Source organism: Pantoea sp. NGS-ED-1003 (assembly GCF_000738765.1).
Classification (GTDB): domain Bacteria; phylum Pseudomonadota; class Gammaproteobacteria; order Enterobacterales; family Enterobacteriaceae; genus Pantoea; species Pantoea septica.
In genome coordinates, this window is record NZ_JPQA01000008.1 from 213679 (window position 1) to 225731 (window position 12053).

General features: G+C 61.6%; 13 protein-coding genes and 1 riboswitch. Of the genes, 4 read left to right on the forward strand and 9 right to left on the reverse strand.

Going from position 1 to position 12053, the window contains the following annotated elements; translation table 11 throughout:
- The first annotated feature begins 4 nt into the window (after positions 1 to 4).
- The gene (locus tag JS46_RS17020; protein ID WP_033753402.1) at positions 5 to 610 is read left to right on the forward strand and encodes an alpha/beta hydrolase; all 606 of its coding nucleotides are present in this window, start codon (positions 5 to 7) and stop codon (positions 608 to 610) included.
- Here JS46_RS17020 and JS46_RS17025 read toward each other — a convergent pair.
- The 4 genes from JS46_RS17025 to JS46_RS17040 all read right to left on the reverse strand — a co-directional run bounded on the left by JS46_RS17025 (position 607) and on the right by JS46_RS17040 (position 2834).
- Positions 607 to 1410, reverse strand: coding sequence for a sugar phosphate isomerase/epimerase (locus JS46_RS17025; RefSeq protein WP_033753405.1), 804 nt, complete (start codon positions 1408 to 1410; stop codon positions 607 to 609). The genes JS46_RS17020 and JS46_RS17025 overlap by 4 nt on opposite strands.
- Positions 1411 to 1483: 73 nt before the next feature.
- Positions 1484 to 1861, reverse strand: a complete 378-nt coding sequence (gene crcB, locus JS46_RS17030) for a fluoride efflux transporter CrcB (protein ID WP_033753408.1) — start codon at positions 1859 to 1861, stop codon at positions 1484 to 1486.
- Between the two features lie 89 nt (positions 1862 to 1950).
- Positions 1951 to 2027, reverse strand: a riboswitch (Fluoride riboswitch).
- Positions 2028 to 2143: 116 nt separating this feature from the next.
- Positions 2144 to 2584: a type II toxin-antitoxin system VapC family toxin gene (locus JS46_RS17035; RefSeq protein ID WP_051905640.1), complete on the reverse strand. Its 441-nt coding sequence runs from the start codon at positions 2582 to 2584 to the stop codon at positions 2144 to 2146.
- Positions 2565 to 2834 carry a type II toxin-antitoxin system Phd/YefM family antitoxin gene (locus tag JS46_RS17040; RefSeq protein ID WP_033753410.1) on the reverse strand — a complete coding sequence of 90 codons (270 nt, stop codon included), beginning with the start codon at positions 2832 to 2834 and terminating at the stop codon, positions 2565 to 2567. Before JS46_RS17040 ends, JS46_RS17035 begins: the two co-directional genes overlap by 20 nt.
- 145 nt (positions 2835 to 2979) lie before the next feature.
- On the opposite strand from JS46_RS17040, the gene JS46_RS17045 reads away from it, so the two are divergent.
- Positions 2980 to 3897: a nucleoside hydrolase gene (locus JS46_RS17045; protein ID WP_033753412.1), complete on the forward strand. Its 918-nt coding sequence runs from the start codon at positions 2980 to 2982 to the stop codon at positions 3895 to 3897.
- Here JS46_RS17045 and JS46_RS17050 read toward each other — a convergent pair.
- On the reverse strand, positions 3887 to 4915 hold the full coding sequence (locus JS46_RS17050; protein WP_033753414.1) for a zinc-binding alcohol dehydrogenase family protein: 1029 nt from the start codon (positions 4913 to 4915) through the stop codon (positions 3887 to 3889). The genes JS46_RS17045 and JS46_RS17050 overlap by 11 nt on opposite strands.
- A 137-nt stretch (positions 4916 to 5052) precedes the next feature.
- Between JS46_RS17050 and JS46_RS17055 the strand changes: the two genes are divergently transcribed.
- Entirely contained in the window at positions 5053 to 5955 is a 903-nt protein-coding gene (locus JS46_RS17055) for a GntR family transcriptional regulator (protein ID WP_033753416.1), read from the forward strand.
- Between the two features lie 166 nt (positions 5956 to 6121).
- Positions 6122 to 7474, forward strand: a complete 1353-nt coding sequence (locus JS46_RS17060) for an MFS transporter (RefSeq protein WP_033753418.1) — start codon at positions 6122 to 6124, stop codon at positions 7472 to 7474.
- A 27-nt stretch (positions 7475 to 7501) separates the two neighbouring features.
- On the opposite strand, the gene JS46_RS17065 is transcribed toward JS46_RS17060, so the two are convergent.
- The 4 genes from JS46_RS17065 to JS46_RS17080 form a co-directional block, all read right to left on the reverse strand.
- Positions 7502 to 8893, reverse strand: coding sequence for a hypothetical protein (locus JS46_RS17065; protein ID WP_033753420.1), 1392 nt, complete (start codon positions 8891 to 8893; stop codon positions 7502 to 7504).
- Positions 8886 to 9806: an alpha/beta fold hydrolase gene (locus tag JS46_RS17070; protein ID WP_033753422.1), complete on the reverse strand. Its 921-nt coding sequence runs from the start codon at positions 9804 to 9806 to the stop codon at positions 8886 to 8888. Before JS46_RS17070 ends, JS46_RS17065 begins: the two co-directional genes overlap by 8 nt.
- A gap of 82 nt (positions 9807 to 9888) precedes the next feature.
- Positions 9889 to 10797, reverse strand: coding sequence for a LysR family transcriptional regulator (locus JS46_RS17075; protein WP_033753424.1), 909 nt, complete (start codon positions 10795 to 10797; stop codon positions 9889 to 9891).
- 2 nt (positions 10798 to 10799) lie between these two features.
- Positions 10800 to 11888 carry a dipeptidase gene (locus JS46_RS17080; protein ID WP_033753426.1) on the reverse strand — a complete coding sequence of 363 codons (1089 nt, stop codon included), beginning with the start codon at positions 11886 to 11888 and terminating at the stop codon, positions 10800 to 10802.
- Positions 11889 to 12053 lie beyond the last annotated feature (165 nt).

The window sequence follows — 12053 nt, forward strand, 5'->3', positions numbered from 1 at the left end:
GCGGATGGCGAAAGCGTTAGTGATTTTTCTGCATGGCGTCGGCAGCAACGGCGAGGATTTAGCGGCGCTGGGCCGCCACTGGGCGCCGCTGTTGCCGGACGTCATCTTCGCCGCGCCCGATGCGCCCTTCTCTTTTCCCCATGGCGCAGGCTTTGAGTGGTTTAGCCTCGACGGCGTGACGCCGGAGAACCGTCCGGCGCGGGTGCGTGCCGCGCGCGAAACCTTCGACGCCACGCTGGAGCCGATTCTCGCGCGCCACGGGCTGCGCGACCAGTGGGACAAGGTGGTGCTGGTCGGCTTTTCGCAGGGATCGATCATGGCGCTCGACGCGCTGGCGTCAGGACGCTTTCCGCTGGCGGGCGTGGTGGCCTTCTCCGGCCGGCTGGCGTTTGACGAGCCGCTGTCGCCTGCGGTTCAGACCCCCGCGCTGCTGATCCACGGCCACGCCGACGCGGTGATCCCGTGGCGCGAGAGCGAGTCGGCCGCGCAGCGCCTGAAAGCCGCCGGCGTGCCCCTTGAGCTTCAGCTTGAACCCAGGACAGAGCACACCATTTCCGCGCAGGGCGCGATGCGCGCCGCCGCGTTTATCGCGCAGTGCCTGCAGGACTAAGGCCAGAAGCGCCGTAGCGCGGCATACGCCTGCCGCGCCGCCTCATGCGGCGGCAGGCGTTTCAGGTCGTCATTAAACACCTCAATGCCTATCGGTCCCTGATAGTTCGCGCTTTTCAGCTTATCGATAAAGCTGTCGATATCGATCATGCCCGCGCCGGGCAGCTGGCGCCGATGTTTCGCCAGCGCCATGATCGCCTCTTTATCCTGCGGCGAAGGCTGAACCACCATATCGCACAGCTGCACTTCATAAATCCGCTCGGCGGGGATCCCGTCGAGATGCGAGGCGTCGCCGCCCAGCGCGCAGATATGAAACAGATCGACCACCAGACCGATATTGGGCTGATCGAGACGCTGCAGCCGCTCCCAGGCTTTCGGCAGCGTATTATCGACGCTGCACCATGCCATCGGCTCATACATGATGCGCATGTCGAAGCGCGCGGCCTCGGAAGCCAGCCAGCGCAGATCTTCGTCGATTTGCCCGGCAATGCAATCTTCGCGCGTGGTGGCGGGCGCCTGAAGGGTGTCGCAGCCCAACGCCTGCGCCATCTCGATAAACTGGCGCAGCTCGTCCCGCTTTTGCCGACGCAGCTCGCCGGGCGCGCCGGTAAAATCGCGCAGCACCTGCAGGTTGGTGAAGCCGAGCCCCTGCTGCGCCAGATGCGCCGCGCCCTGTTGGGAGGCGTCGACATCTTCACGCCAGATTTCGACCTGATCGAAGCCGGCGTCGCGCGCCGCCTGAAGTTTCTCTTCGGTGTTACCGCTTAACAGCACCAGGTTAAGGAATGCAGGCTGAGTCATGAACGTCCTCCTTAATCGTCCGGAATAATCGGTTGCCGCAGAGGCGAAATGTTTCTGCGGCCGGTATTTGCCCTTAGCCGAGGAAATTCACCAGCGCGAAGCCGGCAAAAGTCATCAGCAGCGATCCGGCAACGTGCGTCAGCACGCTCGTCATCGCCCACAAATACTTACCTGATTGTAGCAACATGAGGATTTCTGCCGAGAAAGTAGAGAAAGTCGTCAGACCGCCGCATAAGCCGGTGACGATCAGCAGCTTCCAGGCTGGGTCGAGCTGGGGATTTTTGACAAACCAGGCCAGCGCGGCGCCGATAATAAAGCCGCCAGCCAGGTTCACCAGCAGCGTGCCGGGCGGCAGGCTGGGAAAAAGCGCGTTAAAGCGCAGCGAGATAAGCCAGCGCAGCGTACAGCCTGCAGCGCCGCCCAGCATCACGGCGAACAGCGACTTCAACATGATTAACTCCTGTAGTCAGCGATCGCGCAGGGAGGTGGCGGAGAGAGCACGAGCCTGACACACCAGCAACGCCTGCGAGAGGATTTGGGTTGATGTCAGGCGTCATCAGCCGCTGGGATCGCCAGCAGGCGGTTGGGGAAGGTGGAACGCCATCACCTTAAGGCGTTGATAATACGATGAGGCACAGGAAGAGACAAGCAGGTCAGACGAGCAGCAGACGGCGAAAAAGCAGATTCTGAAGGCTTTGCCGCGGCGAGTTTGTTAATAAAAAAGATTCTCTTTTCAGCAGCATTTGATAATTTTTATATAGTCTGAGCAGTACTGAATAATCTTTTCATCATTGGTTATTAAGGCCAGTTTTTCTTCTCGAGCCTGAGCGACCAGCAAACGGTCAAAAGGATCTTTATGCATCTTTTCCGGTAAGTTGCGAATGGAGCAGGCATGGCGCGAAGTAATGGGGAGTTCAATATAGCCCGCCTCTTTTAATCCTTCAGTAAGGCTAGCTGGATCAAAGCCAAAATCGGGTTTGCCTAAATCGGCCTTGATAGCGATTTCCTGAATTGAGGCGGGCGAATAATAAAGCCGATTATTGTGGTCGGCGAGAATAGCAATGGTCTCTTTATCGAGTTTTTCTGGCTGCCAGCCTATCCAGATAAGTGCATGAGTATCAATTAAATATCCGCCTGCTGACAGAACAGGCGCTTTATTCTTCCCTGGCGCCATACTCGCTATTCCCATAAAACAGTTCTTCGATTTTGTCGGCGTGCAGTTCATTGAAGTTGTCTGGCACGCTGGTTTCGCCCTTTTCTTTCATAAATCCGATGCGCGGCGTTTTCTCAGCTGGCGTCAAAGGAACGAGTTTCGCCATAGGCTGACCGTTGCGGGCGATAATATATTCCTCACCTGTCGCCGCTACATTCGCTATGAGTTTAGAAAAATTCGTTTTCGCATCGTAAAGGTTCAACTTGTGCATAAAACCTCTGTTAGTTGGTCAAGTTTCTGGCTAATTGGCGTGCTTTGTTAGTCTAAAGGCATCATGTTTCCTGGTCAATTTTTATTCAGAGTGCCCAGAGAATACTGATGTAATCATTCGTAGAGTCCTGATTTAGGGAGAAGTGATGCGCACTTTGATTTTCGATACCGATATCGGCGTAGACGACGCCTTTGCGCTGGCTTATGCGGCGCGCACGCAGCGGCTGCTGGGCATCACCACAGTGTTCGGCAACGTGGCGGTGGGACAGGCGGTAAAGAACGCTCGCCTGTTTTGCGAAAAGATGCAGATCGACGCGCCGGTCTACCGCGGCTGTTCGCGCCCGCTGGCGCTGGCGCCCAGCGAGCCGGCGACGCTGCATGGCGCCGACGGCTTAGGCGACGCGTTTGACAATACTTACAGCGACGCGGCGCCGGGCGCGGTGCAGTTTATTATCGACAGCGTGCGCGCCCGGCCGCATGAAATTACGCTGGTGGCGATTGGCCCGCTGACCAACATCGCCAGCGCCATCAATCAGGCGCCGGACATTATTCCGCTGGTTAAAGAGCTGGCGATCATGGGCGGCGCATTCGGCACCGACGGCCACAGCGGCAACGTGACGCCTTTCGCCGAGTTCAATATCTGGAAAGATCCGTACGCCGCCGATCAGGTGCTCAGCTCGGCGCTTAACATCGTGGTGCTGCCGCTCGACGTGACGCACAAGGTGTTGATCAGCGGGCAGGAAGTCGAGCAGCTAAACCAGCCGGTGCTGAGCGCCATCGTGCGGCCCTATCTTGCCTATAGTCTGCAAAAAGAGGGGTTCGACGGCATGGCGCTGCACGACACGCTGGCGATCGCCTGGCTCTGCCAGCCCGAGGCATTTCAGCTAAGCGAAGGTCCGCTGCGCGTGATCACCGAGGGCATCGCGCGCGGGCAAACGGTGCGTAAGCTGAGCGCGCTGGCGTCGCGGGAGGATCCGTTTCGCCACCTGCCTGCCCAGCGCGTGGCGCTGGGCGTGGACGCCGCGCGGGTGCGCGACCACTTCTTCCGCACGCTTAGCGATTGAAGTGAATAACGCCCTTTATCAGCTCGCGGTTGTTGATCACCTGCGGCTCGAAGCTTTCCGCCAGCGTCGAGAAAGCGAAGTGCGCGTTAAGCATCATCGCGGCGCGCAGCTGGCCGCTCGCCATCAAATCGCGCACGCGATCGAAGTCTGCGCGCGTCGCGTTGCGGCTGCCCATTAGCGTCGTCTCTTTCTTGTGGAACTCGCTGTCCGGGATCACCAGATCGCCCTTATGCAGGCCGACATAGACCACGGTGCCGCCGTGCCGCATCAGGTTGACGGCGTTGTTCATCGCCGCCGGGCTGCCGGTGGCGTCGAGCACTTTTAGCGCCAGCCTGCCGTTAAACTGCGCGCGCAGCGCGTCGTAAAAATCGTCGCGCGCCGGATCGATTGCCGCCAGACCCAGCTCTTTCGCGACGTGCGCGCGGCGAAACTCGCTGGTGTCCGCCACCACGACGTTAGCGCCCGCTGCCGCGGCGATCGCCGCCACGCCCAGGCCGATCGGCCCCGCGCCCACCACCAGCACATCCTCGTCCGCGCCGACGTTTGCCCGGCGCACCGCATGCGCGCTGATGGCGAACGGCTCAATCAGCGCGGCGGCCTCCGGTGCCACCTCTTCTACCTGCAGCAGGTTGCCGGCCGGCACGGCGAGGTATTCGCAAAAGCCGCCATCCTGATGCACACCGATCACGGAAATCTGTTCGCAGCAGTTGGTTTTGCCGCTCTGGCAGGCATCGCAGCGCAGACAGGAGATATAGGGGATCAGCGCCACGCGCTGGCCCGGCTCAACGCCCGTTGCGCCTTCGCCAAGCGCGACCACTTCGCCGCACAGCTCATGTCCCAGCACGCGCGGATAGCTGAAGAACGGCTGATTGCCCGCCCAGGCGTGGATATCGGTGCCGCAGATGCCGGCGGCGATGATTTTAATCAGCGCCTCGCCCGCCGCAGGCACAGGCCGCTCGCGCATGGCCCAGATCATTTTCTTTGGTTCAGCGATGACCAGGCTTTTCATTGTCGTCATGGGAATTCTCCTGTTGTCCTGCCGCAGTTATGACGAATTGATCACCCACCGGCTGTTTTGCCCGCGCGATCTGTGAGGCACGGCGTTTTTTTTGGGATTTGAATGGTTTTTAATAAATAAAAAACCGGAGAATGCCCGTGAGCCGCAACCTGAATCTGCGCCAGAACGTCATCAACCAGATGCTGGAAGGGATCGCCCAGCGCCATATCCGTTCGCCGCTGCCTGCCCAGGCCGCGCTGGCGGAGATGTTCAATATCAGCCGCACCACGGTGCGCCATACGCTGCACTATCTGGCGCAGCGCGGCGTGCTGGAAAAAGTGGCCGGAACTTACGTGATCGTGCGGCAGCCGCAGGAAGAGGATGGTTTCAGCGAGCTGACCTCGCCGATTGAGCAGCAGGCGAGCCAGTTCGAACAGGCCTTTTTCGAGATGATCAATCAGCGCCAGCTCTCGCCCGGCGACGCCTTTAGCGAGCTACAGCTGGCGCAGCGGGTGAAGGTCAGCCCGGTGGTGGTGCGCGAATTTCTGCTGCGCTTTATGCGTTACGATCTGCTGGAGCCGGTCAAGCGCGGCCGCTGGCGCATGAAGAAGTTCACCCTGGACTATGCCGACAAGCTGTTCGAGCTGCGCGAGATGCTGGAAACGCACGCGCTGACGCGCTTTCTTAACCTGCCGCCGCAGGATGAGCGCTGGATTCAGGCGCGTGACCTGCTGGATCGCCACCGCGCCCTGCGCGACACCATCGCCAGCGACTACCGCCAGTTCGCCGCGCTGGATAAAGAGCTGCATTCGCTGATCCTCTCCGCCGCCAACAATCCCTTTTTCAACCACTCGCTGGAGATTATTTCCGTTATTTTTCATTCGCACTACCAGTGGGATGAGCGCGATCTCAAGCAGCGCAATATCGTGGCGCTGGAGGAGCATATGGCGCTGCTCTCCGCGCTTATTGGCCGTCAGGACGTTGATGCGCTGCTGGCGCTGCATAATCATCTGGCCACCTCCCGCTCGTCGATGACGCGCTCGATCCGCCAGTACAATTAAAAACCGATTAAAAACCGCAAAGCATTAGCTCCCGCACGAATCAGAAACATCTTCGCAACATCCTGGCTGCATTGCTTCTAGTCTCGACTGCAACTCATAACGGCCGCCTGGCCGCTATGTCCTTAGCTGTCTGATAACGATAACGACCCCGCTACGGGAGAATGCCATGGAAAATACCTCAACCCGCGACGCTAAAAATCCGGCCGCCGGAACGCCGCCAGAGCAGGAATATGTGCCGGCGCGCAGCGATATCGTGCGCTCGCCGCGCATTCGCAAGATTCAGATCACCGCCATGCTGCTGCTGCTGTTCGCAGCCATCATTAACTATCTCGACCGCAGCTCGCTCTCGGTCGCCAACATGACTATTCGCGAGGAACTGGGGCTGAACGCCACCGAGATCGGTATGCTGCTCTCCGCCTTTTCGCTGGCGTATGGGCTGGCGCAGCTGCCCTGCGGCGCGCTGCTGGACCGTAAAGGGCCGCGCATTATGCTCGGCCTCGGCATGTTCATCTGGTCGCTGTTTCAGGCGGCGGCCGGACTGGTGCATAACTTCACCCAGTTTATTCTGGTGCGCATCGGCCTCGGCATCGGCGAAGCGCCAATGAACCCGTGCGGCGTAAAGGTGATCAACGACTGGTTCAACATTAAAGATCGCGGCATGCCGATGGGCTTCTTCAACGCCGCCTCAATGATCGGCCTGTCGGTGGCGCCGCCGGTGCTGGCCGCGATGATGCTGGCGTTCGGCTGGCGCGGCATGTTCATTATCATCGGCGTGCTCGGCATGTTCCTGGCGATTGGCTGGTACCTGATTTATCGCGATCGCGACAACAATAAGCTCAGCGCGGAAGAGATCCACTATCTGCAGGCGGGCAGCGTGGCGTCGCGTAAAGAGCCGCTGAGCTTCGCCGAATGGCGCGGCCTGTTTAAGCAGCGCACCATGTGGGGCATGATGATCGGCTTTAGCGGCATCAACTATACCGCCTGGCTCTATATCGCCTGGCTGCCGGGCTATCTACAGTCGACCTACCATCTGGATCTGAAGAGTACCGGCCTGCTGGCGGCGATTCCGTTCCTGTTCGGCGCAGCGGGCATGCTGCTGAACGGCTACGCGGTGGATGCGCTGGTGCGCCGCGGCTTCGACGCGGTGAAGACCCGCAAGGTGTGCATTATCTCCGGCATGCTGCTGTCGGCGGCCTTTACCGCCTTCGTGACGCGCGCCACCGATACCACCAGCGCCGTCACGCTGATCGGGATGGCGCTGTTCTGCATCCACTTCGCGGGCACCTCCTGCTGGGGCCTGATCCACGCCAATGTCACGGCGCGCATGACCGCATCGGTCGGCAGCATTCAGAACTTCGCCAGCTTTGTCTTCGCCTCCTTCGCGCCGGTCATCACCGGCTGGGTGCTGGATACCACGAAGTCGTTCAGCCTCGCGCTGATGATCTGCGCCGGTATCGCCGTGGTGGGCGCCCTCGCCTATCTGGTGCTGGTGCGTAAGCCGATCACCGACGGCGTATAGCAATAAAGCAGCCGGGCGCTCGCCCGGCTAGCTCAGTTTATGCAGCGTCACGCCGTGGCGCGCGCCGTAGCGCTCGATGCCGGAAATGACCTTCTCCACGCTTAGCGGCGGCGGCGGCGCGAAGAGCGGCGCCCGCGCCCGCAGCGCGGCGTCAAAGTGCGCGAAAGCGGCCAAATCATGCGGATAGCGCTCGGTATCGACGCCGACGAACGCCCCCTCATTCATCGCGCGATCGAGCAATCCCTGCCAGCGCTCGAGCGGCGCCAGCCCGATGCTCTCCGTTCCGGTTGAATAGAGCAGCATATCGATATCGCGATAGCGCGGCTGCCGGTCGAGGAAGCGCATCAGCGAGGCGGCGGAAGGCTCGGCGCCCGACATCAGCCAGAACGGAATAGCGTGCTGACGCATGGCGCACCAGGGATCCATCAGCAGATAGCTGCCCACCGTCAGGCGCGTCGCGTGGATGCCCGCCGCCAGATACCAGTCGCGGTAGATCTCCGCCACCACGAAGCTCAGCGCCTCGGGATCCTGATAGCGTATCTCCATCAGCTGCCAGCCCTGATCCGCCGCCAGCTTTTTCAGCGGCGATTTCAGGTATTCGTCCAGTCCCCACTCCGCTTCCGGCACCCGATCGGTAGGCACGGGCGCCTGCCACTGCTCGCGCTCGCTGCCGTAACGCGCCAGCAGTTCCGCTACGCGTCCGCCGCCCTGCAGGTATTCGTTCTCCGTTGCGCCGCCCAGCGCGCCGAACTGGAAGAAAGAGCGATCGCTGGTGCGCGTCACCGGCCACTGCTGCGTGCAGTGGCTGATGAACAGCGTGCTTTTGCCCGGCAGGCTGCGCATCAGGAACTCATTAAAGGCGAGCGGCAGCGCGCGCAGCTTCAGATGGAAGTAGCGCAGTTTGTCGAGCATCAGCCGGTCCTGATTGGGATCCTGGATTTGATGCACCGCCAGACGCGGCCACGCGGCCAGCAGCGCCGCCGCCACCGCTTTGCCCTGCTCAAAGCTCGCCTGAGCGTCGTCGGGATCGCTGTGCTGCGAACGTACCGGACAGAGAAAGGTTTGCGGCAGCCAGGGCGCGCCCGCCGCTGCCGCCAGATGGGTCAGCGCACCGTTCGATGAGCCGATAAAGGCGGCGGGATAGTCGCGTTCAGGATATTCGCTCACCATCCATTCGGCGATGCCTTCGATATCGAGATCGCCCGCCTGCGATTCGGTGATGCCTTCCGCCATGCCGCCGACGGCATAGCCCCACTCTCTCAGCCGGGTCGGCAGGCGGTCGAGCGACGGCAGCAGGCGATCGCGCATCGGCGACGCGTCGGCGTCGTCGACCGGCTTATCATGCAGCGTGTGGGCCAGCGCCATCAGCATGGCGGTGGCAGAGTCGAAGCGTGCGATGCCTTTGGGCAGTTTACTCATCCTGATTCTCCTGCTGAATGCGCGTCAGAAAGGGACGGATGGCGTGGCGGAAGCTCCACGGATAGACGTAGTGCAGCGTATGGGTGCCGCCGCGCAGCGTCAGCACCTCGCCGCGCGGCATCAGCGCGCCCAGCTCGTCGACCCAGCGCGCGGGCGACACGCTATCGCGCGAGCCGCGCAGCAGCAGCGTCGGCGCGTTGATATAGGGCAGACGATGTTCAATACGGTCCTGCAGTAGCAGACGATGGGTTTTCAGCGCGCGCCACAGGCCAGCTTTGGCGAGGTCGACGTGCATCAGCGACGTGGAGGAGCGATGGCGTTCGAGACGGCTGTTTCGCCAGCCGCGCCACGCCTGACGCAGCAGGCTGCGCGCGTGGCGATCCACCGTCGGGCCCTGGAAAACCAGCGCGGCCACCGCGTCGGGATGCCTGACGGCCAGCGCGGCGAGCACCTGACAGCCGGAGGCGCTGCCGATCCAGATAGCGCGCGTCAGTTGGTTATGCTGCAGCCATTGCCACAGCGCGTCGGCCTGCTCTTCGACCGACAGCACAGGCGCCGATGCCGGCAAGACGCTGGCGCCGAAACCGGGCAGATCGGGCACCAGCACGCGATAGTTGTTGCTCAGCGCCAGCGCCAGCTCCTCCATTGAGCGTCCCGACATCACCAGCTCATGTACCAGCACCAGCGGGAGGCCGGGCGCGTCGTGGGGCGTGACGCGCGTAAACATGCGCCACTCGCCAACCTGTTGAAAATAACCGGCCAGTCCGGCGTGATGGCTGCGCGGCGAAACGGGCGGCGTCTGTTTTAACCGCCGCCACTGCTGAACGCCCCACCAGGTTGCCGCTGCGCCCAGCCCCAGGCCGGCCAGCAGCGCGCCGCTTTTCCAACGCGTCGGTTGTTCCTTACGCCTCATTACCCGCTCCTGAATATGGTTGTGTCACTTCAGTGTAGGCGGCGAAATCGTGACCAGCAGGCGAGGCGGGAGAAAGTTATTGTCAGGGACGCGCCAGCCGCGCCTCGCACTGCTGCGCGATCTCCCACAGGCGATGGCGGATAACCTGCTTCAGGTGCAGCGTGGACTGCGACTGCGGTCGATCGCGACGGCTGATGAGCATCACCTCGAACGGCAGCGGCTGCGCGACCGGCAGCAACGTCAGCTGATCGGCGTAGCGACAGGCGGTAAAAAGGTCGACCACGCCGACGCCGCCGCCCGCCAGCACCATATCGGCGATAACAGAGTAGGTTTTAATCGAGAGCGAAACGGCCGGATAGAGCCGCTTATCGTAAAGCGCGCGGTGCAGCACGCGGCCAAGCGGATCCTGCGCCTGCATCAGCAGCAGATTATTGGCGCACAACCACTCCAGCGACACCGGCTCTTCGCGGCTGAGATGGGGAGGCAGCAGCGCCACCATTGAGGAGTGGAAAAGCGGCTCCGCCAGCAAATCCGCATCAACCTGCTGACCAAACACCAGCGCAAAATCGAGCTGGTCGTCAAGAATGTTGCGGCACAGCGTGGAAAAATGCTCGGTCACAAGCTCAACGTTGACCGCTGCCGCCTGATGCCGATAGCGCACCAGCGCGGGCGCCATCACCATCTGACCAAAAGCGTGCGCCGCGCCGACGCGCACCGTCTGCCCTTCGCCGCGCCGCAGCTGATCCGCCAGCTGGTTAATCGCCTGAAGGCGATGGTAAAGCGCGTCGATTTCAGGCAGCAGTCGCCGTCCTTCAGCGGTGATCACCAGCCCTTGCGCGCGCCGTTCGAACAGCGCAAAACCCAGCTGCTGCTCGGCATGATTGAGCACGCGGCTAACGTTAGGCTGCGACACGTTTAGCAGCCGCGCCGCGCCGCTGATGCTGCCCGCCTGAACGATCGCCTGAAAAACTTCAATATGACGCAGACGCATGGTTATTCGCCCCAGGTCGCTTCCAGCACGCGCAGCCAGTTGCCATAGCAGATTTTATGCAGCAGCTCAGCGCTATAGCCGCGCGCCGCCAGCGCGGCGACCAGCCGAGGGAAGCCGGCGACGTCGCGAAAATCGTCCGGCATGGTGGCACCGTCGAGATCGGAGCCGAAACCCACGCCATCTTCGCCGACCTTGTCGAGAAGATACTCAACGTGGCGGACAATTTCCTCCAGGCTGGTCGGCGCGTCGCGCCTGCCGTCTTCGCGCAAAAAAGGCACGGCGAAATTCACCCCGACAAAGCCGCGCGTCTCGGCGATCGCCGCCAGCTGGCGATCGGTAAGGTTGCGCGACTGGGCGCTGAGCGCGTGGGCGTTCGAGTGGCTCGCCACCAGCGGCGCGTCGCTGATGGCGGCAGTGTGCCAGAAGCCTTTTTCATCCATATGGGAGAGATCGACCAGAATGCGGCGCCGGTTACAGTCGCGCACCAGCTGTTTGCCCGCGTCGGTCAGCCCATTGCCGATATCGGGCGACGACGGAAAGCGAAAGGGTACGCCTTCGCCGAACTGGTTAGGGCGGCTCCACAACGGCCCCAGACTGCGCAGGCCGCTGGCGTACAGGATATCGAGCAGTTCCCCGTCGACGTCCAGCGCCTCGGCGCCCTCAATATGCATCACCACCGCCAGCCTGCCGCGGGCCATAGCGTCGCGAATATCACGCACGCTGCGGCAGATTTTGATCTGCGCTGGCGCGGCCTGTTCGATGCGCAACAGCAGCGCCAGCATGGCGAAGGTGGCATCGCGCGCGGTGGCGTTCGCCTCTTCAGAGAGAGAAACAGGAAGTGGCGCGCTTCTTGCAGCGTTCCCATCGTCCGCGGCGGCGAGCGAGGAGTGCCCAGGCGCCCAGGCGGCGAAAAGGCCGCCCGCCATATTGCCCTGACGCAGGCGCGGAAAATCGAGCTGGCCTGACGAGGTGCCCTGCAAAAACGCGTTAACCGCGTCGGGACGATGGTGCTGCCACAGCCGGCAGAGCACGTCGTTGTGACCGTCGAATACGGGAACGTTCGGCCACGCCTGAGGATGATTTTCCGACATTTTTTAGATTCCGTTGGCAAAGGGTATTGCACAAAAGCGGCATGCAGGCGGCGCGGACGCACCAAAACAGAGCAGGCGTTTTATGCGGCGTAAAGAGCAATTATTAATCTCCCGCAGCCGGACGCATGTCAAGACAAATAACAGACTAATTTTGTTTTTTACTTT

What these genes read in the sequence shown, in the direction of transcription:
- JS46_RS17040 (WP_033753410.1), bottom strand. Translation starts at nt 2,834, where the DNA reads ATGCACAAGTTGAACCTTTACGATGCGAAAACGAATTTTTCTAAACTC.
- crcB (WP_033753408.1), bottom strand. Translation starts at nt 1,861, where the DNA reads ATGTTGAAGTCGCTGTTCGCCGTGATGCTGGGCGGCGCTGCAGGCTGT.
- JS46_RS17035 (WP_051905640.1), bottom strand. Translation starts at nt 2,584, where the DNA reads ATGGCGCCAGGGAAGAATAAAGCGCCTGTTCTGTCAGCAGGCGGATAT.
- JS46_RS17050 (WP_033753414.1), bottom strand. Translation starts at nt 4,915, where the DNA reads ATGACGACAATGAAAAGCCTGGTCATCGCTGAACCAAAGAAAATGATC.
- JS46_RS17025 (WP_033753405.1), bottom strand. Translation starts at nt 1,410, where the DNA reads ATGACTCAGCCTGCATTCCTTAACCTGGTGCTGTTAAGCGGTAACACC.
- JS46_RS17070 (WP_033753422.1), bottom strand. Translation starts at nt 9,806, where the DNA reads ATGAGGCGTAAGGAACAACCGACGCGTTGGAAAAGCGGCGCGCTGCTG.
- JS46_RS17075 (WP_033753424.1), bottom strand. Translation starts at nt 10,797, where the DNA reads ATGCGTCTGCGTCATATTGAAGTTTTTCAGGCGATCGTTCAGGCGGGC.
- JS46_RS17045 (WP_033753412.1), top strand. Translation starts at nt 2,980, where the DNA reads ATGCGCACTTTGATTTTCGATACCGATATCGGCGTAGACGACGCCTTT.
- JS46_RS17065 (WP_033753420.1), bottom strand. Translation starts at nt 8,893, where the DNA reads ATGAGTAAACTGCCCAAAGGCATCGCACGCTTCGACTCTGCCACCGCC.
- JS46_RS17060 (WP_033753418.1), top strand. Translation starts at nt 6,122, where the DNA reads ATGGAAAATACCTCAACCCGCGACGCTAAAAATCCGGCCGCCGGAACG.
- JS46_RS17080 (WP_033753426.1), bottom strand. Translation starts at nt 11,888, where the DNA reads ATGTCGGAAAATCATCCTCAGGCGTGGCCGAACGTTCCCGTATTCGAC.
- JS46_RS17020 (WP_033753402.1), top strand. Translation starts at nt 5, where the DNA reads ATGGCGAAAGCGTTAGTGATTTTTCTGCATGGCGTCGGCAGCAACGGC.